A 22,130-nucleotide genomic window follows, 5' to 3' on the forward strand; every position below is an offset into this window, starting at 1 on the left:
CGTGGCTGCGCCCGACGCATCGGATCTCAAGCGCCGCATGGAAGGAGCGCTTGAGGCGTTTCGCAAGGAGTTGAGCGGTCTGCGCACCGGCCGCGCCTCCGCCAGCCTGCTTGAGCCCGTGACCGTCGAGGCCTACGGCGCCAGGATGCACCTCAAGGAGGTGGGCACCGTCAGCGTGCCGGAGCCGCGCCTGATCGTCGTGCAGGTGTGGGACCGCGGCATGGTCAAGGCCGTGGAGAAGGGCATCCGCGATTCGGGCCTCGGCCTGAACCCTCAGACGGAAGGCCAGTCGATCCGCGTTCCGTTGCCCGACCTGACGCAGGAGCGCCGCAAGGAACTCGCCAAGGTCGCTCATAAGTACGCCGAGCAGGCCCGCGTCGCCGTGCGCAACGTGCGCCGCGACGGCATGGACGGGCTGAAGAAGGCGGAGAAGGCCGGCGACATCTCGCAGGACGAGCACAAGGGGCTCGGCGAGAAGGTCCAGGCGCTGACCGACCAGTACATCAAGCTGGTCGACGATGCGCTTGCGGCGAAAGAAAAGGACATTATGCAGGTCTGACGGCATGCGCGACGCGGAAGACAGCCGCCCCCTGCGCTCGCCCGCGCACGTGGCCGTGATCATGGACGGCAACGGGCGTTGGGCGAAGTCCAGAGGGCTGCCCCGCACCGCCGGCCATAAAAAGGGCGTGGACGCCGTCCGCCGGACGGTCGAAGCCGCGGGCGAGCTGGGGATCGGCTATCTGACGATCTTCAGCTTCTCGTCCGAGAACTGGCGTCGGCCGGAGGAGGAGGTGTCCGACCTCATGCAGCTCCTGCGCTTTTACCTGCGCAGCGAGATTGCCGACCTCCACCGGAACGGCGTGCGCCTGCGCGTCATCGGCGACCGGGCCCGCCTGTCCAAGGACATCGTCGGCCTGATCGAGAACGCGGAGACCCTGACCCGCGACAACCGCAAGCTGACCCTTGTGGTGGCGTTGAGCTACGGTTCCCGCCAGGAAATCACGCTGGCGGCGCGGCGTCTGGCCGAGGAGGTCAAGGCGGGGACGCTCGACCCCGCCGACATCACCGAGGATCGGCTGTCCGAACGCCTGTTCACCGCCGACATCCCGGACCCGGACCTGATCGTCCGCACCAGCGGCGAGAAGCGCATCAGCAATTTCCTGCTGTGGCAGGCGGCGTACGCCGAGCTGGTCTTCGTGGACACGCTCTGGCCTGATTTTTCCAAGCGTGACCTGGAGGCGGCGATTGAAGAGTTCCACCGACGGGAACGTCGCTTCGGCGCAACCACCGGCATCCGCTAAATCCGGCGATCTGAAGACGCGCGCCATCTCGGCGCTCGTGCTGGCACCGCTCGTCCTGGCCGCGGTCTGGGCCGGCGGCTGGATCTTCCACGGCCTGATCGCGCTCGGCGCCGTGGCCTCCGCCGTGGAGTGGAGCAACCTCGTTCCCTGCCGCCGCAAGGGCGCGGCCATCGCGTTATCGGTGGCCGGCGTCCTGCTGGCGCTGGCCGCGCAGATCGCCGCCGGGCCATGGGCGGCCGTCGTCGTCGCCGTCCTGGCCACGGCCGGCGTGGCTTTGGCGTCGGGCGGGCCGGACCGCGGTCTGGCCGGGGCCGGCGTCCTCTACGTCGTGGCGGGTCTGGCCGGGCTGATGTGGCTGCGCGACGATCCGGAGTCCGGTCTCGCGCTTTTCCTCTTCACCATGCTGGGTGTCTGGGCGACCGACATCGGCGCCTACGCCGCCGGGCGAACCATCGGCGGGCCGAAACTGGCCCCTCGGATCAGCCCGAAGAAGACCTGGGCCGGCCTGATCGGCGGCATGGCCTCCTCGGCCCTGGTGGGGTGGGGGGTGGCTCTGGCCGCGGGGGCGCAACGGCCGCTTCTGGCTCTTGCGGTGGGCGCCGTCCTGGCCGTGGTGGCGCAAGCGGGCGACCTCTTCGAATCCGCGGTCAAACGCCGTTACAACGTGAAGGACAGCGGCCATCTCATTCCTGGTCACGGGGGAATCCTGGACCGCATCGACGGGCTACTCTCTGCCGCCCCGGTGCTGGCCCTGTTCCACGCGACCCTCGGCATGGCAATCGCATGGTGGTGACGGGGTTATGGTTGTGAAGGCTGAAGGGGCGGGGGACACGCCGCGGCGCGTGACGATCTTCGGTTCGACCGGGTCGGTCGGCACGCAGACGGTGGACCTCGTCGCACGCGATCCGGAGCGCTTCGTGGTGGAGGCGCTGACCGCCAACCGCAACGTCGCCCTTCTGGCCGAGCAGGCGCGGCAGCTCCGTCCGAAGCTGGCCGTGGTCGCCGACCCGGCGGCCTACGCCGACCTCAAGGAGGCCCTGGCCGGAACCGGCGTGGAGGCCGCCGCCGGGCCGCAGGCCGTGGCCGAGGCCGCGGAGCGCCCCGCCGACTGGGTGATGGCCGCCATCGTCGGCGCCGCCGGGCTGGAGCCCACCCTGGCCGCGGTGCGCCGCGGCGCCTGCGTCGCCTTCGCCAACAAGGAGGTGCTGGTCTGCGCCGGCGCCCTGATGATGGAGGAGGTGCGCCGCCACGGCGCCAACCTGCTGCCGGTCGACAGCGAGCATTCGGCGATCTACCAGGTCTTCGACTTCGACCGGCTGGACAGCGTCCAGCGCCTGATCCTGACGGCGTCCGGCGGCCCCTTCCGGACGAAGGACCGCGCCTTCATGGCCGCGGCGACGCGCGAGCAGGCGGTCGCCCATCCGACTTGGGACATGGGCGCCAAGATCTCCATCGACAGCGCCACCATGATGAACAAGGGGCTGGAGATCATCGAGGCGCATTTCCTCTTCGGCGTCCCCGAAGAGAAGATCGACGTGCTGGTCCACCCCCAATCGGTCGTGCATTCGCTCGTCGAGTATGTGGACGGTTCGGTCCTGGCGCAGCTCGGCACGCCGGACATGCGGACGCCGATCGCCTACGCGCTCGGCTGGCCCGCGCGCATCTCGACTCCCGCCGAACGGCTGGACCTCGTCAAGGCGGCAACCCTGACCTTCGAGGCGCCGGACCCCGAGCGCTTCCCGGCCCTGCGGCTCGCCCGGGCCGCCTTGCAAAGCGGTGGGGGCGCTCCTACTATTCTCAGTGCCGCCAACGAGGTGGCCGTGCAGGCGTTTCTCGACCGTCGGATCGGCTTTCTCGACATCGAACGGATCGTCGAGGGGGTGTTGGGCACGCTGCCGCACCGGCCGCTCCGCGACCTGGGCGCGGTGCGCGACACCGACGCCGAGGCGCGCCGCGTGGCGGTGGACCGGGTCGCGGCCCTGGCACGCTGAGTCTTTTTCCGGGCGCGGACCACGAAGGAGCCGCTCCGGGATGCAAAGGATGTGATGGACGTCATGGGCGGCTTCGGGACCACGCTTCTGTCTTTTCTGCTGGTCCTCACCGTGCTCGTGTTTGTGCACGAACTCGGTCACTACCTCGTCGCGCGCCGCAACGGCGTGCGGATCGAGGTCTTCTCCATCGGCTTCGGCCCGGAGCTGTTCGGCTGGACCGACCGCTCCGGAACGCGTTGGAAGTTCAGCGCCATCCCGCTTGGCGGCTATGTGAAGATGTTCGGCGACGCCGACCCGGCGAGCACGCCCGGCGCCCACACGCAGAGCATGAGCGCCGAGGAGCAGGCGGTGTCCTTTCACCACAAGCGGCTCGGCCAGCGGGCGGCCATCGTGGCGGCGGGACCCATCGCGAATTTTCTGTTCGCCATCGTCGCCCTGACCATCCTCTTCGCCACCGCCGGCCAGTCCTTCACCCCGCCGGACGTCGGCGGGGTGCAGCCGGGCAGCGCCGCGGAGCGTGCCGGGCTCCAGCCGGGCGATCTGATCGTCTCGATCAACGGCAGCGACATCCAGCGATTCGAGGAAATCCGGCAGATCGTCTCGATGCAGCCGGGGGCGCCGCTGGAGATGGTGGTGCAGCGGGACGGGCGCTCGGTCAATCTGACGGCGACTCCGGACGTGCGCGAGGTCACCGACCGACTCGGCAACACCCACCGCATCGGCCAGCTCGGGATCATGCGCGGCGGGGCCGAGACGAAGCGCCATGACCCGCTGACCGCCCTGTGGCAGGCGGGCCGGGAGGTCGTCGGCATGGTGTCCGGCACCTTCGTGGCGCTCGGCCAGATGATCGAAGGGTCGCGCGGCACCGAGGAGCTGGGCGGGCCGCTGCGCATCGCCCAGATGTCCGGCGAGGTCGCCCAGTCCGGCTGGTACCCGCTGATCTGGTTCATGACCTTCCTGTCGGTCAACCTCGGCATGATCAATTTGTTTCCGGTTCCGCTGCTTGACGGCGGCCATCTGATGTTTTACGCCCTTGAAGGACTCCGTGGGCGTCCTCTCGGACCTAAAGCGCAAGAATACGGTTTCCGCATCGGCCTTGCTTTGGTATTAACGCTCATGGTTTTCGCCACGTGGAACGATCTGGTTCAGCTTCGCGTGGTGGATTTCTTTAGGGGGCTCATTTCCTGAGGGATGCCCCCAAAGCCAGGGAGCGAGCTTTGCGGGTGTCGAGCAGGGTTCTGGCGTTCGGCCTGATGGCCGGTTGCGCCATGACGACGGTTTCTCTTGCCCTTTCCCACGCAGCCTGGGCCCAGGCGGGCGCGCCCAAGCCGGGTGCGGCGAAATCCGCCGCGTTCGGCGACGGGACGCTGGTCGCCCAGATGTTCTCGGGCGGCACCATCCGGGACATTCGGGTGGAAGGCGTCCAGCGCATCGAGCCGACGACCGTCCGCTCCTACCTCGCGGTGGCGCCCGGCGATCCCTTCGATCCCGACCGCATCGACCAGTCGCTGAAGGCCCTGTTCAACACGGGTCTGTTCGCCGATGTGGTGCTGAAGCGCGACGGCGACGCGCTGGTGGTGCAGGTGGCGGAGAACCCGATCATCAACCGCATCGCCTTCGAGGGGAACCGGCGCATCGAGAAGGAGAATCTGGAGAAGGAAATCCAGCTCCGTCCCCGCGTCGTCTACACCCGCACCCGCGTTCAGAGCGACGTGCAACGCATCCTGGACATCTACCGCCGCCAGGGGCGCTTCGCCGCGACCGTCGAGCCGAAGATCATCCAGCTCGACCAGAACCGCGTCGATCTGGTGTTCGAGATCAACGAGGGTGTGCGCACCGGCGTGCGCAGCATCACCTTCATCGGCAACGAGAAATTCTCCGACGGGACGCTGCGCGAGGCGATCCAGACGCGGGAAAGCGCCTGGTGGCGCTTCATGACGTCGGACGACAACTACGATCCGGACCGCCTAAACTACGACCGCGACCTGCTGCGCCGCTATTACCTCAAGGAAGGCTACGCCGACTTCCGCGTGGTGTCCGCCGTGGCGGAGTTGACGCCGGACCGCGAGGACTTCGTCATCACCTTCACGGTGGACGAGGGTGAGCGCTACAAGTTCGGCAAGATGGACATCAGCACCTCCCTGAAGGCGTTGGACCCGGAGCAACTGCGCAGCGTGCTGACCACGCGCGAGGGCGACTGGTACAACGCGCAGGAGGTGGAGAACACCATCACCAAGCTGTCCAACGCCGTCGGCGACCTGCAATACGCCTTCGTGGACGTCCGCCCGCGGATTTCGCGCAACCGCGAAAACCAGACCATCGACATCGTTTACGACATCGTTGAGGGGCCGCGCGTCTTCGTGGAGCGCATCGACGTGACCGGCAACGTCCGCACGCTGGACAAGGTGGTCCGGCGCGAGATGCTGCTGTCCGAAGGCGACCCGTTCAGCACGACCAAGCTGCGCCGCTCCGAGCAGCGCATCAAGGATCTGGGCTATTTCGAGCGCGTGAACATCACCACCGCGGAGGGCTCGGCGCCCGACCGCACCGTGATGAACGTCGAGGTGACCGAGCAGTCCACCGGTGAAATCTCCATCGGCGCCGGCTACTCGACCTCGGACGGTCCGCTGGCCGACTTCTCGATTCGCGAGCGCAACCTGCTGGGCCGCGGCCAGGATCTCCGCTTCGGCGCCACCGTGTCGGGAAGCCGCCAGGAATATGACGTCTCCTTCACCGAGCCGTATTTCCTGGACCGCGACCTGTCCGCCGGTTTCGACCTGTTCCGCATCACCCGCGACTATCAGGACGAAAGCTCCTTCGACGAGAAGAGCACCGGCATGGCCCTGCGCATGGGGTATCCGCTGACGGAGAACCTGCGCCAGCGCGTCTACTACCAGCTCCAGAACACCGACATCACCAGCGTTCCCAGCTCGGCGTCCCGCTACATTCAAGAGCAGAAGGGCGCCCGCTTGACCTCGCTGATCGGCCAGGAACTCACCTACGATCGCCGCAACAGCCGCCTGACCCCGACGGAAGGCTATTACATTCGCCTGACGAATGATCTCGCGGGTCTGGGCGGCGACGCCCGCTTCCTGCGCAACCGTCTCGGCGCCGGCTATTACCTGCCGCTGTTCGACGAGAGCTGGGTCGTCAGCGCCACCGGCGAGGTCGGCTACATTGTCGGCATCGGTGACGACGGCATCGCCCTGTCCGATCGCTTCTTCATCGGCGGTGACACGCTGCGTGGTTTCAACACCGCCGGCATCGGCCCGCGCGACCTGCGCACCGGCGACGCCCTGGGCGGCACCCGCTATTACCGCGGGTCGGTCGAGATGACCTTCCCGGTCGGCCTGCCCGAGGAATTCGGGCTGAAGGGCCATGCCTTCACCGACGTCGGTACGCTGGGCAAGGTCGACATCAACGACCCGCTCGTCCCCGACGACGAATCGATCCGCCTGTCGGTCGGCACCGGCTTGTCTTGGCGCTCGCCCTTCGGGCCGATCCGCCTTGACTTTGCGGTCCCGATTCTCAAGGAAGATTACGACAAGAAAGAGATCTTCCGCTTCAGCTTTGGAACCAGGTTCTAACATGCAGTTCAGCAAGCTCAGGGCGCTGGTCGCCGCCGGTGCGGTGATGGCGGGCGTCGCGATGGCGACGCCGTCCTTCGCCCAGGACAAGCCGACCGACAACCTCAAGGCGCCAGTCATCGCCGTGGTCGACGTCCAGAAGATCATGCAGGAGTCGAACGCCTCCAAGGGCGTGTCGAAGTCCTTCGAATCGCTGCGCGAAACCTACCAGAAGGAAATCGCCTCGCTGGAGGACAAGCTGCGCAAGTCCGAGGAGGAATTGCGCAAGCAGCAGACCGTGCTGGCTCCGGACGCCCTGGCCAACAAACGCCGCGACTTCGAGAAGCAGGTCGGCGAGGTTCAGAAGACGGTGCAGAGCCGCAAGCGCGCCCTGGAAAACGCGCTGAACGAGGCGATGGCCGTCGTCCACAAGAACATGGTGGAGATCGTCGCCGACGTGGCGCGCGAGCGCGGCGCCAACCTGGTCCTCGCCCGCCAGCAGTTCGTCCTGGTCGACACCCAGCTCGACGTCACCGACGTGGTGCTGGAGCGGGTGAACAAGAAGCTGCCCCAGGTCGCGCTGACCGTTCCCAAGCAGTAAGGTTCGGCTGGATGGGCCGCCACGCTTCCGCAGGGGAGCGTGGCGGCCTTTTTCATAGGCGCTGGACGCACAGGACCCCGGAAGCCCGTCGGCGTCGGGATTGCCAAATCCCTGGAAATGGGGCACAAGGGGGCTTCGTCCCGTGCCGCCACAGGCGCGGCGCGGGGCGTTTTCGTGGATTTTGAAAGGCGGGCGGCCGGACCATGGATGTGACGGCGGACAACAAGAAGATAGCCGACCTCGACATCATGCGGATCATGGAAATGATCCCGCATCGCTATCCGATTCTGATGATCGACCGGGTGATCGACATCACGCTGGGCGAGAGCGCCACCGGCGTGAAGAACGTCACCATCAACGAGCCGTTCTTCCAGGGGCACTTCCCGTCGCGACCGGTGATGCCGGGCGTGATGATCATCGAGGCGATGGCCCAGACTTCCGCCGTGCTGGTGGTCGCCACGCTGGGCAAGGAGTCCGAGGGCAAGCTGGTCTATTTCATGACCGTGGACGAGGCGCGCTTCCGCCGCCCGGTCACCCCCGGCGACACCATCCACATCCACGTGACCAAGCAGCGCCAGCGCGCCAATGTGTGGAAGTTCAAGGGCGAGGCCAAGGTCAACGGCGTCCTGGTCGCCGAAGCCGTCTATTCCGCCATGATCCTGGACGAGAAATGAGCGTTTCCATTCACCCGACGGCGGTCGTCGATCCGGCCGCCAAGCTGGGCGAAGACGTTTCCATCGGTCCCTTCTGCGTGGTCGGGCCGGACGTTCAACTGGGCGACCGCGTGCGGCTGACCTCCCACGTGGTGGTCGAGGGCCGCACGCGCATCGGTGACGACTCGGTCATCTTCCCCTTCGCGTCCATCGGCCACCGCCCGCAGGACCTCAAGTTCAAGGGCGAGCCGTCCGAGCTGATCATCGGGCGCAACAACCAGATCCGCGAACACGTCACCATGAGCCCCGGCACCGAGGGCGGCGGCATGGTCACGCGGGTCGGCGACAACGGCCTGTTCATGGTCGGCGTCCACATCGCCCACGATTGCGTCGTCGGCAACAACGCGGTTCTGGCGAACAACGCCACGCTGGCGGGCCACGTGGAACTCGGCGATTTCGTGACCATCGGCGGGCTGTCCGCGGTCCGCCAGTTCGTCCGCATCGGGTCGCACGCCATGATTGGCGGCATGTCCGGCGTGGAGAAGGACGTGATCCCCTACGGCCTCGTCATGGGTGACCGGGCGCGTCTGGCCGGTCTGAACCTCGTCGGGCTGGAGCGCCGCGGCTTCCAGAAGGACGAGATCCACGCTCTCCGTGCCGCCTACCGCCTGCTGTTCGGCAACGAGGGCACCTTCGCCGAGCGCATGGAGGAGGTCGGGCGCGACATGGGGCAGCAGACGCTGGTCGCCGACGTGCTGACCTTCGCGCGGGCCTCCCGGTCGCTCTGCCAGCCGCGCGAGGGCTGAGGGCCGTACGCGCCCTGTTTCTTTGTTCTGTTTCCTGGGAGAGTCCCGGCCATGTCGCAGCCTCTTCCCAAGCTCGGCATTCTGGCGGGCGGCGGCACCTTGCCGGCCCGCATCGCCGCCGCGGTGCGCGGCCAGGGGCGCGAGGTCTTCGTCGTCGCCTTCGACGGCCACACCGACCCTGCCACCGTCGATGGCCTTCCTCATCTGTGGAGCCGCTTCGGCGCCGCCGGCAGCATCATCGAACGGCTGAAGAAGGAAAAGGTCGGGGAGCTGGTCTTTGCCGGACCGGTGCGCCGGCCGTCCTTCACCGAGCTGCTTCCCGATTGGTACACCACCAAGTTCCTTGCCAAGGTCGGCACCCGCGCGCTCGGCGACGACGGGCTGCTGCGCTCCGTCGCGCGGGAACTTGAAGGGGAGGGGTTTCGCGTGGTCGGTCTGCACGAACTCCTCGGTGAGCTTCTGACCCCGGCGGGGCCGGTGGGTCGGCTGCGTCCGGACGCCGAGGCGGAGCGCGACATTGCCCGCGCTGTCGAGGTCGCCCGCGCGCTCGGCGCTCTGGATGTCGGGCAGGGGGCCGTGGTGCAGCAGGGGATCGTGCTCGCCGTCGAGGCCATCGAAGGCACCGACGCCATGCTCGCCCGCTGCGCCTCGCTGGCGCGGCCCGGTCCGGGCGGCGTGCTGGTCAAGGTGAAGAAACCGCAGCAGGACCGCCGCCTCGACCTGCCCACCATGGGGGTGACGACCGTGGAGAACGCCGCCCGCGCCGGCCTGCGCGGCATCGCGGTGGAGGCCGGCGGAAGCCTGCTGGTGGACCGCGCCGCAGTGGCCGAGGCCGCCGACCGGCTGGGCCTCTTCGTGGTCGGCATCACCGTTGCGTCGGAGACCCGGGCGTGAGCGATCCGCTGATTTTCCTGATCGCCGGAGAGCCCTCCGGCGACGCGCTGGGCGCGCGGCTGATGGCCGCCTGCAAGCGGCTGACCGGCGGGCGGGTGCGCTTTGCCGGCATCGGCGGCGAGAAGATGGTGGCCGAAGGGCTGGACAGCCTGTTCCCGATGGGCGAGCTGACGCTGTTCGGCGTGTTCGAACTGCTGCCCCATCTGCCGAACCTGCTGCGCCGCATCGACCAGACGGTCGCGGAGATCCTGCGGCTGCGGCCCGACGCGGTGGTGGGCATCGATTCGCCGGGCTTCACGGTGCGGGTGTCCAAGCGCGTCAAGGCGCAGGCGCCGGACATCCCGCTGATCCATTATGTGGCGCCGACCGTGTGGGCGTGGAAGCCGAAGCGCGCCGCCAAGTACGCGGCGATCTACGACCATCTGCTGGCGATCCTCCCCTTCGAGCCACCCTATTTCGAGAAGGAAGGGCTTCCCTGCACCTTCGTCGGCCATTCGGTGGTGGAGAGCGGCGCCGGGCATGGCGATGCGCAACGCTTCCGGGAGGCCCATGGGCTGGGCCCGGATGCGCGGATCGTCGCCGTCCTGCCGGGCAGCCGGAAGGGCGAGGTGTCCCGCCTGCTCCCCGACTTCCGCGCCACGCTCGAACGCTTGCTGCCGACCCATCCGGGGCTGGTCGCCGTGGTGCCGACCGTCGCGACGGTGCGCGACCGCGTGGCGGCGGAGGTGGCGGGCTGGCCGGTGCCCACCATCCTTGTCGAAGGCGACGGCCCGAAATACGACGCCTTCGCTGCGGCGGAGGCCGCGCTGGCGGCGTCTGGGACGGTGGCGCTGGAACTGGCTCTGGCGCGCCTGCCGACGGTGATCGCCTACCGCCTCAACCCGGTGACGGTGGCCTTGTACCGGCGGCTGATCCGGGTCAAATACGTCAATCTGGTCAATCTGATGCTCGACCGCATGCTGGTGCCGGAACTGCTCCAGGAGGACTGCCGCCCCGACCGGCTGGCCTTGGAACTGGGCCGCCTGCTCGACGATCCCGCCGCCCGCGCGACGCAGATCGACGGGGTGGCGGAGGTGGCGCGCTGGCTGGGGCAGGGTGGAACGCCACCCAGCGAACGCGCTGCCCGCGTGGTCCTGGAGGTCGCCGCCGGTCGGCCGGAAACGACGACAGTGCAAGAACCCGCTTGGGAGAAGAGACCATGAGCCAATTCCGCCTGCTGCACACGATGCTCCGGGTCTATGATCTGGAGAAGTCGCTGGACTTCTACACCCGTCTGCTCGGCATGAAGCTGCTGCGCCGCAATGACTATGAGGGTGGCCGCTTCACGCTGGCCTTCGTCGGCTACGGTGACGAGAAGGACACCGCCGTCCTGGAACTGACCCACAACTGGGACCAGGCGGAGCCTTACGCCATCGGCACCGCCTATGGCCACATCGCGCTGGGGGTGCCGGACATCTACGCCACCTGCGAGCAGCTCGCCAAGGAAGGCGTCAAGATTCCGCGTCCGCCCGGCCCGATGAAGCACGGTAGCACCGTGATCGCGTTCATCGAGGATCCGGACGGCTACAAGGTCGAGCTGATCGAAACGAAGTAAACGCCGTCACAGCGTCTTGTAGAAGAGGACGGTGTCGTGAAAGGCGCCGTCCGCTTCCACCGTGTAGCCGGGGATCCGCCCGGCCCTCCGCCAGCCTGTCGCCTCGTAGAAGGGTTCGCCGCTGTGGCCCTTCAATGTGTCGAGCACCAGTAAGGACCGGCCCAGCCCGCGGGCGGTTTCCTCCACCGCCGCCATCAGACTCCGCGCGACGCCGTTCCGGCGATGGCGGGTGAAGACGAGCAGCTTCTGCACTTCGGCGCGGTGCGCTCCGTTCGGCTTGGTGCACAGCGCCAACTGCACGCTTCCCAGCAAGTCTCCCCCCGAGCCGCGGGCGATCAGCAGACGGTGCGCGCCGCTGGACAGCAGCCCGCCCACGCCGTCCCAGAAGGCTCGTTTCCAGTGAGATTCCAGCGGGGCGTGATAGCCAACCGAGGCGCCGCCGTTTACCGCATCCTCCAGGAGGGCTTCCAACTCGGTGCGCAGGCGCCCGTCATCAAGAGCGGGAATGTCGGTGATTGATAACGTCATCGTCATGGTTCGTGCCGGGATGGTTCTGTTCGTGCTCTAAGCCTGCCCGGTACCCCCGCAGTCCACAATTGACTTCGCGGGGCATGGGTGTGAGAAATCCTCACAGTGAAAACCGCCAGCGCCTGCGATGCCGCGTCTCCCCTTCACCGCCCTGGCCGCTTTCGAAGCGGCGTCCCGACACGGCAGCATGACCCGCGCCGCCGACGAACTTGGGCTGACCCACGGGGCGGTCAGCCGTCAGGTGGGGGATCTGGAGAAGCGGCTGAAGGTCCGCCTGTTCGACCGTACCCCGCAGGGGCTTCACCCGACCGACGCCGGACGCGACCTCGCGCAGGCCTGCACCGCCGGACTTGGGCGCGTTCAGGAAAGTTGGGACCGCATCGCCGGCAGCGGGCCGGAACGCCTGCGCATCGCCGCGCCTCGGACCTGGGCGGCCCTGTGGCTGGTGCCGCGTCTGGGGCGCTTCCTGGAGGGCTGGCCGGATCTGCGCCTGGACATCGAGGGGGGCAACACCGACCGCGCGTCGGAGGCCGAGGCGGGCTGGGCGGTGATCCGCTATGCGCGCGGGGGCGATCCCGATCCCGCGGGGGCGCTTCTGTCGGAAGAGCCGCTGTTTCCGGTCTGTGCACCGTCGCTGGCCGAACGGCTGTCCGGCCCGGCCGACCTGTCCCGCCAGACGCTGCTGCATTATCAGGCGTCCCCGGATTGGAGCCTGTGGCGCGCCGGCTGCGGGTTGGACCTGGACGGAGGGCGCAGCCTGAGCTTTTCGGAATCGGTCATGGTGATCCAGGCGGCCATGGCCGGGCAGGGGATCGCGCTGGGGCGCCCGTCGCTGGTGCTGGAGGCGCTGGAGGCTGGACGGCTTGTCTGCCCCTTCGGACCGGCGGTGCCCTGCGGCGACCGCTACGTGTTGACGGCCCCGGCCGAAGGGCGTGGGCGCGGCGTGCTCCGCGCCTTCCGGCACTGGCTGTTGGAGGAGGCCGCTGCCGATCAGGCGCGGCTGGAACGGCTCGGCGTGCCGCTTCCGAACGGTCGTGCTGGCGCCTGACTCCGTTTCGTGGTTGTATCCGCCATCGGATGGATTTGGAGCGGAGACACGCCCCCATGCTGCGCCTTTACGACAACCTGTCTTCCGGAAACGGCTACAAGTGTCGGCTGCTGCTGCACAAGCTCGGCACCCCTTATGAGCGGATCGAACTGGACATCGACCGGGCGGAAACCCGCACACCGGAGTTTCTGGCAAGAAACCCGAACGGGCGCATTCCGACGCTGCAACTGGAGGACGGCAGCCATCTGCCGGAATCCAACGCGATCCTCTGGTATCTGGCGGAGGGCACGCCCTATCTGCCCGACGATCGGGAGGGACGCGCGCGGGTTCTGCAATGGATGTTCTTCGAGCAGTACAGCCACGAACCGAACATCGCGACCGTGCGCTTCTGGATCACGCACCATGTGGAGATGACGGAGGAACGCAAGCTGGGGCTGGTGACCAAGCGCCGGCTCGGCTACGACGCGCTGGGCGTCATGGAAGGCCATCTGGCGGAGCGTCGCTTCTTCGTGGGCGACCAATTCAGCATCGCCGACATCGCGCTCTACGCCTACACGCATGTGGCGGAGGAGGGTGGCTTCGACCTGTCCGGCTATCCGGCGGTGCGCGCATGGATGGAGCGTGTGGCGGCGGAAGGGCCGCACATCCCCATCACCCAAGGCTGACAGATCAGATCAGCACCACCGCGGCGATCATCGCCACAATCACCGCATAGAAGACGATGCGGCGCAGCCGCCGCGACAGCGGCGGCTTGTTGTCGTTCGCGGCCGGCAGGCCCAGACGGGCGCGCCGTGCCGGAACGATGGACGCGGCCGGGCTTCGGGCGGCTCCGTCGGAGCCGCCCGTCCCGATGTGCGCTGTTGGCCGGTTAGCCACGCTCGGCCAGCGGGATGAAGTCCCGCTTGGTCTCGCCGGTGTAGAGCTGACGCGGACGGCCGATCTTCTGCACCGGGTCCTCGATCATCTCCTTCCACTGGGAAATCCAGCCGACGGTGCGCGCCACGGCGAACAGAACGGTGAACATGCTGGTCGGGAAGCCCATCGCCTTCAGGATGATGCCCGAGTAGAAGTCGACGTTCGGGTACAGCTTCTTCTCGACGAAGTAGGGATCCTCAAGGGCGATCTTCTCAAGCTCCATCGCGATGTCGAGGAGCGGCTCGTCCTTGATGCCCAGCTCGGCCAGCACCTCATGGCAGGTCTTGCGCATGACCTGGGCGCGCGGGTCGTAGTTCTTGTAGACCCGGTGACCGAAGCCCATCAGGCGGAAGTTGTCGTTCTTGTCCTTGGCGCGGCGGACGATCTCCGGGATGCGATCGACCGAGCCGATCTCCTCCAGCATCTTCAGCACGGCCTCGTTGGCGCCGCCATGGGCCGGACCCCACAGCGAGGCGATGCCGGCGGCGATGCAGGCGAACGGGTTGGCGCCCGACGAGCCGGCCAGACGGACGGTCGAGGTCGAGGCGTTCTGCTCGTGGTCGGCGTGCAGGATGAAGATCTTGTCCATGGCCTTGGACAGGACCGGGTTGACCTTGTACGGCTCGCACGGCGTGCCGAAGGTCATGTAGAGGAAGTTCTCGGCATACGACAGGTCGTTGCGCGGGTACATGAACGGCTGGCCGACCGAGTACTTGTAGGCCATCGCGGCGATCGCCGGGATCTTGGCGATCAGGCGGTGCGCGGCGATCTTGCGCTGCACCGGGTCCTCGATGTCGGTCGAGTCGTGGTAGAAGGCCGAGAGGGCGCCGGTCACGCCGCAGAGGACCGCCATCGGGTGGGCGTCGCGGCGGAAGCCGCTGTAGAAGCGGGTCAACTGCTCGTGCACCATCGAGTGGCTGCGCAGAATGCCCTCGAACTCTTCCTTCTCGGCGGCGTTCGGCAGGTGGTTGTTGAGGAGGAGGAAGCAGACCTCCGGGAAGGTCGCGTGCTCGGCAAGGTCGTCGATGGCGTAACCGCGGTGCAGCAGAACACCCTCATCACCGTCGATGTAGGTGATCTTGGACTCGCAGCTGCCCGTCGAAGTGAAACCCGGATCGTAGGTGAAACAACCGGTCTCGGCGTAGAGCTTGCGGATGTCGATCACGTCCGGACCCGTGCTTCCCTTCATCACGGGCAGGCTGACCTGCTTTCCAGTCCGGTTGTCAATCAGGGTGAAGGTGTCGGCCTTGTCCGCGGTTTGGGTCATCTCGGCACGTCCTTATCTTTAGGGTTGGGGCTTAACGCCCTTTTCGAATGCGCGCAGCATAGTTCTATGCCGGGCGGATATCAACGCACGGAAGTTATCCCCGTGCTGCAGTTGCGGCATCCTTCATCCGGGCCAGCGTTTCCGCGCGGCCGAGGATCTCGGCCACCTCGAAGATGGGCGGCGACACGGTGGAACCGGTGAGCGCGGCGCGCAGCGGTTGGGCGATCTTGCCCAGCTTCTCACCCCGCTCCTCGGCGAAGGCGCGCACCAGCCCTTCCAGGGCGGCGGCGGTGAAGTCCGCCTCGGCCTCGAAGCGGGCGGCGAGGTCGGTCAGGACGCCGCGGCCCTTCTCGTCCAACAGAGCGGCGGCCTTCTCATCCATCGCCAGCGGACGGGCGGCGAGGTAGAAGCGGGCGCTCTGGGCGAGGTCGACCACGGTGCGGGCGCGCTGCTTCAGCCCGTTCATGGCGCGGGTCAGCAGATCGCGCTCCGACTCGGTCAGCGCGCGGCCAAGCTCGGCCTCCAGGCGCGGAGCGGCCAGACCCACGAGGCGGGCGTCGTCGGCCTGCCGCATGTAGTGGGCGTTCAGATTCTCCAGCTTGGCGAAGTCGAAGCGCGAGGGGGAGCGCCCGATGCCCTCCAGGTTGAACCACTCCACGGCCTGTTCGGTCGAGATGATCTCGTCGTCGCCATGCGCCCAGCCGAGCCGCAGCAGGTAGTTGCGGATCGCCTCCGGCAGGTAGCCCATGTCGCGGTAGGCGTCGACGCCCAGCGCGCCGTGACGCTTCGACAGCTTGGCGCCGTCCGGACCGTGGATCAGCGGGATGTGGCCGAACTCCGGCAGGTCCCAGCCCATGGCGTTGTAGATCTGGATCTGGCGGAAGGTGTTGGTCAGATGATCGTCGCCGCGGATGACGTGGGTCACGCCCATGTCATGGTCGTCCACCACCACCGCCAGCAGATAGGTCGGGGTGCCGTCGGCGCGCAGCAGGATCAGGTCGTCGAGCTGGGCGTTCTGAACCGTCACCTCGCCCTGGACGCGGTCCTTTAGGACCGTCTCGCCCTCCTGCGGCGCCTTCAGGCGGATCACCGGCTTCACGCCGGCGGGCGCCTCCGACGGATCGCGGTCGCGCCAGCGCCCGTCGTAGCGCACCGGCTGGCCCGCGGCCTTCTGGGCGGCGCGCATCTCCTCCAGCTCCTCGGGGCTCGCGTAGCAGTAATAGGCGCGGCCTGCGGCCAGCATCTGCTGCGCCACCTCGGCGTGGCGATCCTTGCGGGCAAACTGGCTGACCGCGTCGCCGTCCCAGTCGAGGCCGAGCCAGGATAGGCCGTCGAGGATGGCGTCCACCGCGGCGTCCGTCGAGCGCTGGCGGTCGGTGTCCTCGATGCGCAACAGGTACGTGCCGCCGTTGCGTCGGGCGTACAGCCAGTTGAACAGCGCGGTGCGGGCACCGCCGATGTGGAGAAAGCCGGTGGGCGACGGGGCAAAACGGGTGACGACGGTCATGGGTGGCTCAATTCCGGGTTCAGCGCTGCTACAGTGCTGCGGCGGCCGTGCTGCGGCGGCTGCGGTGCGACTGCGGTGGTGCGGTGGTGTAACACATTAACGGCGCCGGAGGCATTTGCCTTGCGCGCATAGGCGACAGTATGGCCCACGGGGTTGAAGAGGGCTTGGCCGGAGGTTTGGCGGCGGAGGAGGGCGATGCCGGTCCTGTCCGTCGCGGCGTCGCCGCGCGCCTTTCCGCGGCGGCGGTGGAGTGCCTCGCTGCGGAGCGGGACCGCTGGGCGCTGTGGCTTCCGGTGGGGACCGGGGCGGGCGTGACGCTGTATTTCGGCCTGCCGACCGAGCCGCCGCTCTGGCTGGGGCCGGGTGTTGCGGTCGGTTGCCTGCCTTTGCTGTGGCTGGCGCGGCGGCGTCTGGCGCCGCTCGTCCTGCTGCTGGGGGTGCTGAGCGTCGCTCTGGGTTTCGCCGCGGCGCAACTCCACAGCGTGGCGGCGATGGCACCGATGCTGACGCGGGAACTCGGACCGGTGCACCTGACCGGGCGGGTGCTGGCGGTCGAGCGGCAACCCACCGGCACGCGGCTGATGATCGGGGAACCGACGGTGGACCGGCTGGCCCCGGAGGCGACGCCGGCGCGGGTCCGATTGCATCTGCCGACCAAGGTGACTCCGCCGGAGGCCGGGACGGTGGTCCGGTTGCGCGCCATGCTCCACCCGCCGGCCGCTCCGGCGGAGCCGGGGGCGTTCGACCTGCAGCGGCGCGCCTATTTCGAAGGCTTCGGCGCGGTCGGCTTCGTCATCGGCGTTCCCGTGGCGCAGGAAGCACCACCGCCCGACGGCTGGCGCCGGGTGACGGTGGCGTTCGAGCAGGCCCGCGCCGCCATCGCCGAGCGGGTCCGCGCCGTCGTGGCCGACTCCGCGGAGGCCAGCGTCACCGCCGCCTTGCTGAACGGCGATGCGGCGGCGATTCCCGAACCTATGATGGACGCCTTCCGCGACAGCGGCCTGGCGCATCTTCTGTCGATTTCCGGCCTGCATGTGGGCATCGCCGCGGGGATCGTCTTCTGGGTCGTGCGGGCGCTGCTGGCGCTGCTTCCCTGGGTGGCGCTGCGCTGGCCTATCAAGAAGATCGCGGCGCTCGCCGGCATCCTGTCGGCCATCCTCTACACGCTGCTGGTGGGAGCGCCATTGCCGACGCTGCGGTCGGTGCTGATGACCGGCCTCGTCATGGGGGCGGTCATCGCCGACCGGTCTCCGATCAGCATGCGGCTGGTCGCCTTCGCCGGCCTCGTCACCGTCCTCTACGACCCGGAGGGGATGCTGGGGCCGAGCTTCCAGATGTCCTTCGCGGCGGTCGTCGCCCTGATCGCCGCCTTCGAACGGTTCACGCCCTGGGCGGTGCGCCGGCGGCGGGAGATGGGCTGGCTCGGCAAGGGAGCGATGACGCTGGGCGGCATCGCCTTTTCCAGCGTGGTAGCGACGGTCGCGACGACGCCCTACGGGCTCTACCATTTCCAGCAGGTCGCCTTTTACGGGGTGCTGTCCAACATGGTGGCGATCCCCATCACGACGGTGTGGATCATGCCCTTCAGCCTGCTGTCCTACCTGCTGCTGCCCTTCGGGCTGGAAGGGCCGGCGGTGACGGCGATGAGCTGGGGCGTCCGGCTGGTCATCGAGACGGCGGAGCGGACCGCGGCGCTGCCCGGAGCGACGGCGTTCCTGCCGGTCATGCCGGACGCCGCCATCGCGGCGGTCACGCTGGGCGGGCTGTGGCTGGTCATCTGGACAAGGCGCTGGCGCTGGCTGGGGCTGGTGGCCTTGGCCGGCGGGCTGGTCGCCCCGGCCGTCGCGCCGCGGCCCGACATTCTGGTGTCGGAGGACGGGAAACTGATGGCCGTGCGCGGCGCGGAGGGGATTCTCAGCCTGTCCGCCGCCAGCGACGGGCGGGTGGCCGACAGTTGGCGGCGGCGCGACGGCATGGAGAAGCCGGGGGACAAGGCCGGTCAGGATGTCTGGCCGCTCGCCGGGGTCAGCCTGGACGGACGGCTGCGCTGCGACGCCCTGGGATGCGTTTACCGCGCGCAGGGGAAGACGGTGGCGCTGCTGCGCCAACCGGATGCCTTGCCGGAGGATTGCGCGGTGGCCGATGCGGTGGTGATCGCGGTCCCGTCGCGCGGGTGCCGGGCGCCGCTGGTCATCGACCGTTGGGAACTGCGGCGGGAGGGCGCGCAGGCGCTTTACCTGTCGGACAAGGGCATCCGGGTGGAAAGCGTGCGCGGTCGGCGCGGCGACCGCCCGTGGACGATGGGAGGAAAGGTATCCGATGGAAAGCCCGGGGCGCGCTGAGCCGCCGCCCCGGAGCATCCTACCGTCAGTACTTCCGCACCAGACCGACGAGGCGGCCCTGCACCCGAACGCGGTCGGCGCCGAAGATGCGGGTCTCGTAGGCGGCGTTGGCCGGTTCGAGCGCGACGGTGTTGCCCTTGCGGCGCAGGCGCTTCAGCGTGACCTCGGCGTCGTCGACCAGGGCGACGACGATGGAGCCGTTCTCCGCACTGTCGCAGCGCTGGATGACCACCGTGTCGTGGTCGAGGATGCCGGCCTCCACCATGGAATCGCCGGCGACCTCAAGCGCGTAATGGTCACCCATGCCGAGCATGGCGGCGGGAATGTCCACGAAGGCGGAACCGTCGCGCAGCGCCTCGATGGGCGTGCCCGCGGCGATCCGGCCGTAGAGCGGAAGCTGGACCGATTCCGACGCCGGGTTCGCCTCCCGCCCCGCGAAGTTGAAGTCGCCCTTGATGACGTTGGGCTGGAACTTGGCGCGCGGCGGCCGGGCGCGGGCGGTTTCCAGCCCCTCCGGCAGGCGCAGCACCTCCAGCGCGCGGGCGCGGTGGGGCAGGCGGCGGATGAAGCCGCGCTCTTCCAGCCCCGTGATGAGGCGGTGGATGCCCGACTTGGACTTCAGGTTGAGAGCGTCCTTCATTTCGTCGAAGGAAGGGGACACACCGCCCTGCCCAAGCCGCTCGTTGATGAAAAGCAGCAATTCATGCTGCTTGCGCGTGAGCATTTGTGCCTCCCGACCGGTTCCGCACTAGATATGGAACAAAAGCAAAACGTTCCCTTATGTTCTAGTTTGGTTCTTAACCCCCGTCAAGCCCTACGGATGAAATCATTCGCAAATCGACGGACAGGACTCCCAAAGGGATCGCCAAAGGGATCGCCAAAGGGATCGCCAAAGGGATCGGTGGTGCGGAAGGGATTAAAGCGACAGCACACCGCCGCTCAGCGGGATCACCGTCACGCGGTCGCCCGCAATGGCGGCAGGGTCCTGCGGCTCGCGGACGATCAGGGCGTCGGCCTGGGCCAGCCGGGACATCATCGCGCTGTCCTGGCGCGGGAAGGGGGTGGCGACCGGCTCCCCGTCTGGTCCGGGAGACAGCGTGGCGCGCAAAAAATCCGTGCGGTCGTCGTTGGCCTTCAGCGGCGCGCCGAGCCGGACCGTGAGCGTGGTGTTCTCGGCGGGCAGCCCCTGGAGACGGCGAAGTACAGGCACCAGGAACAGCACGGCGGCCACCCCGGTGGACACCGGATTGCCGGGCAGTCCGAGCAGCGGCACGCCGTTCGCCGTCCCGAAAATCAACGGCTTACCGGGCTTCATGGCGACGCGGTAGAAGTCCAGCGACAGCCCGCCCAGCACGTCGCGCACATGGTCGTGCTCGCCTTGCGAGGCCCCGCCCGTGGTCACCAGCAGGTCGCAGCCGGCCGCTCCGGCGGCCATGGCGGCGAGATGCTCCGGATCGTCCTTGGCGACGCCGAGATTATGGGCGACGCCGCCCTGGCTGGCGATCAGCGCGCAAAGGCCGAGCGCGTTGGAACTGACGATCTGGCTGGGCCCCAGCGGATCGCCGGGCAGGGCGATCTCGTCCCCGGTGGCGAGCACGGCGACCCGCGGGCGGCGGTGGACGCGCAGCCAGGGCAGGTTGGCCGCTGCGGCCAGGGCGACGTCGCGGGCGGTGAGCAACCGTCCCTTGGGAAGCAGATCCTCTCCCGCGGTGAAGTCCAGACCGGCGGGGCGGATGAAGCGGCCCGTGGGCACGGCGCGCCCGACGCGCACGCGGTCCCCGGCGTCCTCGCAATCCTCCTGCATCACCACGGCGTCGGCCCCGGCGGGCAGGGGGGCGCCGGTGAAGATGCGCACGGCCTCACCCGCTCCGACCGATCCGGCGAAGGCGTGGCCGGCCGCCGACTCGCCGATCCGGCGCAGGGTGATGGGCGCAACCTCCGACGCCTGGACGATGTCGGCGGCGCGGACGGCCCAGCCGTCCATGGCGGCGGCCGCGAAGGGCGGCTGGGTCAGCCGGGCGACGGCGGGCTCCGCCAGGACGTGCCCCAGCGCGTCGGGCAGCGGCACCGTCTCCGCCGGCAGAGCGGTGAAGGCGGCGAGGATGCGGGCGCGGGCTTCACCGACCTGCAGCATCAGACCGCGCTCCCCCAGTCGCCGCTCTTGCCGCCGGCCTTGTGCAGCAGTTTGACCTCGGTGATGGTCATGCCGCGGTCCACCGCCTTGCACATGTCGTAGACGGTCAGCGCCGCGACCGACACGGCGGTCAGCGCCTCCATCTCCACACCGGTCTGGCCCTTCAGCTTGCAGGTGGCGGTGATGTCCACGGCGTTGCGCTCGGGGTCGCAGGTCAGGTCCACCTTGACCGAGGACAGCATCAGCGGGTGGCACAGCGGGATAAGGTCCGGCGTGCGCTTGGCCCCCATGATGCCGGCGAGGCGGGCCACCGACAGCACGTCGCCCTTCTTGACGCCGCCCTGCAGGATGAGCGCCAGCGTTTCCGGCTGCATCAGGACGGAGCCGCGGGCGGTCGCCGTGCGTTCCGTGTCGGCCTTGTCGGACACGTCCACCATCACCGCGCGGCCTTCGGCGTCGAAATGGGTGAAGCCGCTTGCGGGTTGGTCGGTCATAGGGGTTTCTCCATGAACAGGCTCAGCGGGTCCGGTCCGTAGGGGCCGAAGGGGCCGCGGTCGGCAAAGCCCTGCTTGCGGTAGAGCGTGATGGCCTCGTCCTGATAGACGCCGGTTTCCAGCCGCAGCAGAGACAGGCCAGCGGTACGGGCCTCGTCCTCAATGCGCTCCAGCAGGCGGCGCCCGATCTGGCCACCGCGCGCGTTCGGCTGGACAAACATCCGTTTGACCTCGCCGTAGCCGCCCTCGGTGTCGATGCGCACGGCGCCGCAGCCGACCACGGTTCCCGACCGCCGGGCGACCAGGAAGCGGATGTCCGGCTTCGCCAGCGATTGCAGGTCGAGCAGGTGGTTGCTCTCGGCTGGGTACAAGTCGCCCAGATAACGGTCCAACTCCTCGATGAGCTGAATCACCTCGTCCTGGAGCGGGCTTTCACGGGCAATGGTCACGTTCGGCACGGCGTCGCTCCTCCCCATTGCTTTTTTTATT

23 protein-coding genes are annotated in these 22,130 nt (G+C 68.3%); 15 read left to right on the forward strand and 8 right to left on the reverse strand.

The window, feature by feature from the left end:
• Nucleotide 1 precedes the first annotated feature (1 nt).
• From frr to gloA, 12 genes are all read left to right on the forward strand, one after another.
• Nucleotides 2-559, forward strand: coding sequence for a ribosome recycling factor (gene frr, locus H0B54_RS22850; RefSeq protein ID WP_094306000.1), 558 nt, complete (start codon nt 2-4; stop codon nt 557-559).
• A gap of 4 nt (nt 560-563) precedes the next feature.
• Entirely contained in the window at nt 564-1,301 is a 738-nt protein-coding gene (locus H0B54_RS22855; protein WP_188262219.1) for an isoprenyl transferase, read from the forward strand.
• On the forward strand, nt 1,246-2,094 hold the full coding sequence (locus H0B54_RS22860) for a phosphatidate cytidylyltransferase (RefSeq protein WP_188262220.1): 849 nt from the start codon (nt 1,246-1,248) through the stop codon (nt 2,092-2,094). The genes H0B54_RS22855 and H0B54_RS22860 overlap by 56 nt, the downstream gene beginning before the upstream one ends.
• A gap of 7 nt (nt 2,095-2,101) precedes the next feature.
• Nucleotides 2,102-3,292 (forward strand): 1-deoxy-D-xylulose-5-phosphate reductoisomerase, encoded by a 1,191-nt coding sequence (locus H0B54_RS22865; RefSeq protein ID WP_094305997.1) that lies wholly within the window; start codon nt 2,102-2,104, stop codon nt 3,290-3,292.
• A 54-nt stretch (nt 3,293-3,346) separates the two neighbouring features.
• Entirely contained in the window at nt 3,347-4,480 is a 1,134-nt protein-coding gene (rseP, locus tag H0B54_RS22870; protein ID WP_188262254.1) for an RIP metalloprotease RseP, read from the forward strand.
• A gap of 29 nt (nt 4,481-4,509) precedes the next feature.
• On the forward strand, nt 4,510-6,879 hold the full coding sequence (gene bamA / locus H0B54_RS22875; protein WP_188262221.1) for an outer membrane protein assembly factor BamA: 2,370 nt from the start codon (nt 4,510-4,512) through the stop codon (nt 6,877-6,879).
• 1 nt (nt 6,880) lies between these two features.
• A complete protein-coding gene (locus H0B54_RS22880; protein ID WP_094305994.1) occupies nt 6,881-7,459 on the forward strand; it encodes an OmpH/Skp family outer membrane protein in 579 nt (192 codons plus the stop codon).
• A gap of 203 nt (nt 7,460-7,662) precedes the next feature.
• Entirely contained in the window at nt 7,663-8,133 is a 471-nt protein-coding gene (gene fabZ / locus H0B54_RS22885) for a 3-hydroxyacyl-ACP dehydratase FabZ (RefSeq protein ID WP_035673111.1), read from the forward strand.
• The gene (gene lpxA / locus H0B54_RS22890; RefSeq protein WP_188262222.1) at nt 8,130-8,918 is read left to right on the forward strand and encodes an acyl-ACP--UDP-N-acetylglucosamine O-acyltransferase; all 789 of its coding nucleotides are present in this window, start codon (nt 8,130-8,132) and stop codon (nt 8,916-8,918) included. The genes fabZ and lpxA overlap by 4 nt, the downstream gene beginning before the upstream one ends.
• A gap of 51 nt (nt 8,919-8,969) precedes the next feature.
• Nucleotides 8,970-9,812, forward strand: a complete 843-nt coding sequence (locus tag H0B54_RS22895) for an LpxI family protein (RefSeq protein WP_188262223.1) — start codon at nt 8,970-8,972, stop codon at nt 9,810-9,812.
• Nucleotides 9,809-11,014, forward strand: coding sequence for a lipid-A-disaccharide synthase (lpxB, locus tag H0B54_RS22900; protein ID WP_188262224.1), 1,206 nt, complete (start codon nt 9,809-9,811; stop codon nt 11,012-11,014). The genes H0B54_RS22895 and lpxB overlap by 4 nt, the downstream gene beginning before the upstream one ends.
• Nucleotides 11,011-11,406 (forward strand): lactoylglutathione lyase, encoded by a 396-nt coding sequence (gene gloA, locus H0B54_RS22905; protein ID WP_188262225.1) that lies wholly within the window; start codon nt 11,011-11,013, stop codon nt 11,404-11,406. The genes lpxB and gloA overlap by 4 nt, the downstream gene beginning before the upstream one ends.
• A gap of 6 nt (nt 11,407-11,412) precedes the next feature.
• Here the strand turns inward: gloA and H0B54_RS22910 are convergent, their stop codons facing one another.
• Nucleotides 11,413-11,934 (reverse strand): GNAT family N-acetyltransferase, encoded by a 522-nt coding sequence (locus H0B54_RS22910; RefSeq protein ID WP_188262226.1) that lies wholly within the window; start codon nt 11,932-11,934, stop codon nt 11,413-11,415.
• A gap of 127 nt (nt 11,935-12,061) precedes the next feature.
• On the opposite strand from H0B54_RS22910, the gene H0B54_RS22915 reads away from it, so the two are divergent.
• Both H0B54_RS22915 and H0B54_RS22920 read left to right on the forward strand, forming a co-directional pair.
• Nucleotides 12,062-12,982 carry a LysR substrate-binding domain-containing protein gene (locus tag H0B54_RS22915; RefSeq protein ID WP_188262227.1) on the forward strand — a complete coding sequence of 307 codons (921 nt, stop codon included), beginning with the start codon at nt 12,062-12,064 and terminating at the stop codon, nt 12,980-12,982.
• A gap of 56 nt (nt 12,983-13,038) precedes the next feature.
• A complete protein-coding gene (locus tag H0B54_RS22920) occupies nt 13,039-13,647 on the forward strand; it encodes a glutathione S-transferase family protein (protein ID WP_188262228.1) in 609 nt (202 codons plus the stop codon).
• 4 nt (nt 13,648-13,651) lie between these two features.
• On the opposite strand, the gene H0B54_RS22925 is transcribed toward H0B54_RS22920, so the two are convergent.
• The 3 genes from H0B54_RS22925 to gltX form a co-directional block, all read right to left on the reverse strand.
• A complete protein-coding gene (locus H0B54_RS22925; protein ID WP_188262229.1) occupies nt 13,652-13,858 on the reverse strand; it encodes a hypothetical protein in 207 nt (68 codons plus the stop codon).
• Nucleotides 13,851-15,164: a citrate synthase gene (gltA, locus tag H0B54_RS22930; RefSeq protein ID WP_188262230.1), complete on the reverse strand. Its 1,314-nt coding sequence runs from the start codon at nt 15,162-15,164 to the stop codon at nt 13,851-13,853. The genes H0B54_RS22925 and gltA overlap by 8 nt, the downstream gene beginning before the upstream one ends.
• A gap of 94 nt (nt 15,165-15,258) precedes the next feature.
• Complete coding sequence (gene gltX, locus H0B54_RS22935) at nt 15,259-16,671, reverse strand: glutamate--tRNA ligase (protein ID WP_188262231.1); 1,413 nt, start codon at nt 16,669-16,671, stop codon at nt 15,259-15,261.
• A gap of 140 nt (nt 16,672-16,811) precedes the next feature.
• On the opposite strand from gltX, the gene H0B54_RS22940 reads away from it, so the two are divergent.
• Entirely contained in the window at nt 16,812-19,013 is a 2,202-nt protein-coding gene (locus H0B54_RS22940; RefSeq protein WP_188262232.1) for a ComEC/Rec2 family competence protein, read from the forward strand.
• A gap of 25 nt (nt 19,014-19,038) precedes the next feature.
• Here H0B54_RS22940 and lexA read toward each other — a convergent pair whose 3' ends face one another.
• The 4 genes from lexA to H0B54_RS22960 all read right to left on the reverse strand — a co-directional run bounded on the left by lexA (nt 19,039) and on the right by H0B54_RS22960 (nt 22,099).
• Nucleotides 19,039-19,737: a transcriptional repressor LexA gene (gene lexA, locus H0B54_RS22945; RefSeq protein WP_188262233.1), complete on the reverse strand. Its 699-nt coding sequence runs from the start codon at nt 19,735-19,737 to the stop codon at nt 19,039-19,041.
• 192 nt (nt 19,738-19,929) lie between these two features.
• Entirely contained in the window at nt 19,930-21,147 is a 1,218-nt protein-coding gene (locus tag H0B54_RS22950; protein ID WP_188262234.1) for a molybdopterin molybdotransferase MoeA, read from the reverse strand.
• Nucleotides 21,147-21,641 carry a cyclic pyranopterin monophosphate synthase MoaC gene (gene moaC / locus H0B54_RS22955; RefSeq protein ID WP_188262235.1) on the reverse strand — a complete coding sequence of 165 codons (495 nt, stop codon included), beginning with the start codon at nt 21,639-21,641 and terminating at the stop codon, nt 21,147-21,149. Before moaC ends, H0B54_RS22950 begins: the two co-directional genes overlap by 1 nt.
• On the reverse strand, nt 21,638-22,099 hold the full coding sequence (locus tag H0B54_RS22960) for a GNAT family N-acetyltransferase (protein ID WP_188262236.1): 462 nt from the start codon (nt 22,097-22,099) through the stop codon (nt 21,638-21,640). Before H0B54_RS22960 ends, moaC begins: the two co-directional genes overlap by 4 nt.
• Nucleotides 22,100-22,130 lie beyond the last annotated feature (31 nt).

The organism is Azospirillum tabaci (assembly GCF_014596085.1).
GTDB lineage: Bacteria > Pseudomonadota > Alphaproteobacteria > Azospirillales > Azospirillaceae > Azospirillum > Azospirillum tabaci.

Excerpts from the sequence above, each read along its gene's own strand:
- H0B54_RS22920 (WP_188262228.1), top strand. The coding sequence starts at position 13,039 with ATGCTGCGCCTTTACGACAACCTGTCTTCCGGAAACGGCTACAAGTGT.
- rseP (WP_188262254.1), top strand. The coding sequence starts at position 3,347 with ATGGACGTCATGGGCGGCTTCGGGACCACGCTTCTGTCTTTTCTGCTG.
- H0B54_RS22880 (WP_094305994.1), top strand. The coding sequence starts at position 6,881 with ATGCAGTTCAGCAAGCTCAGGGCGCTGGTCGCCGCCGGTGCGGTGATG.
- lpxA (WP_188262222.1), top strand. The coding sequence starts at position 8,130 with ATGAGCGTTTCCATTCACCCGACGGCGGTCGTCGATCCGGCCGCCAAG.
- gloA (WP_188262225.1), top strand. The coding sequence starts at position 11,011 with ATGAGCCAATTCCGCCTGCTGCACACGATGCTCCGGGTCTATGATCTG.
- fabZ (WP_035673111.1), top strand. The coding sequence starts at position 7,663 with ATGGATGTGACGGCGGACAACAAGAAGATAGCCGACCTCGACATCATG.
- H0B54_RS22855 (WP_188262219.1), top strand. The coding sequence starts at position 564 with ATGCGCGACGCGGAAGACAGCCGCCCCCTGCGCTCGCCCGCGCACGTG.
- H0B54_RS22950 (WP_188262234.1), bottom strand. The coding sequence starts at position 21,147 with ATGCTGCAGGTCGGTGAAGCCCGCGCCCGCATCCTCGCCGCCTTCACC.
- H0B54_RS22940 (WP_188262232.1), top strand. The coding sequence starts at position 16,812 with ATGGCCCACGGGGTTGAAGAGGGCTTGGCCGGAGGTTTGGCGGCGGAG.
- moaC (WP_188262235.1), bottom strand. The coding sequence starts at position 21,641 with ATGACCGACCAACCCGCAAGCGGCTTCACCCATTTCGACGCCGAAGGC.
- H0B54_RS22915 (WP_188262227.1), top strand. The coding sequence starts at position 12,062 with ATGCCGCGTCTCCCCTTCACCGCCCTGGCCGCTTTCGAAGCGGCGTCC.
- lexA (WP_188262233.1), bottom strand. The coding sequence starts at position 19,737 with ATGCTCACGCGCAAGCAGCATGAATTGCTGCTTTTCATCAACGAGCGG.
- gltA (WP_188262230.1), bottom strand. The coding sequence starts at position 15,164 with ATGACCCAAACCGCGGACAAGGCCGACACCTTCACCCTGATTGACAAC.
- gltX (WP_188262231.1), bottom strand. The coding sequence starts at position 16,671 with ATGACCGTCGTCACCCGTTTTGCCCCGTCGCCCACCGGCTTTCTCCAC.
- H0B54_RS22895 (WP_188262223.1), top strand. The coding sequence starts at position 8,970 with ATGTCGCAGCCTCTTCCCAAGCTCGGCATTCTGGCGGGCGGCGGCACC.
- H0B54_RS22910 (WP_188262226.1), bottom strand. The coding sequence starts at position 11,934 with ATGACGTTATCAATCACCGACATTCCCGCTCTTGATGACGGGCGCCTG.
- H0B54_RS22865 (WP_094305997.1), top strand. The coding sequence starts at position 2,102 with ATGGTTGTGAAGGCTGAAGGGGCGGGGGACACGCCGCGGCGCGTGACG.